This is a genomic window from Flavobacterium sp. NRK F10 (assembly GCF_024054235.1).
Classification (GTDB): domain Bacteria; phylum Bacteroidota; class Bacteroidia; order Flavobacteriales; family Flavobacteriaceae; genus Flavobacterium; species Flavobacterium sediminis.
Map to the genome: position 1 here is coordinate 1 of NZ_JAMXLC010000010.1, position 224 is coordinate 224.

At 39.3% G+C, this 224-nt stretch carries 1 pseudogene; it reads right to left on the reverse strand.

What is annotated here, in order from left to right:
• Positions 1-224: pseudogene (locus NHF50_RS15620) on the reverse strand (hypothetical protein); the annotation flags it as partial.

Sequence of the window (224 nt, forward strand, 5' to 3'; positions counted from 1 at the left end):
GGCTGTGCTTAAATTGATCACAGTTGCCACTCCGTCTTCATCTGTATACGTCATCGTACCATCTCCGTTGTCTACCAATGAGGTTAAAGTTTCACTTGAACCCACTATTGTTGATATCTCATTCAAAACATTAGTATCTCCAAAAATTGTACTTGCGTTGTTGATCACACTGCCCGGTATATCTATTGTAGTTGCAGTTGCATCTTCACTTGTATATGTATACG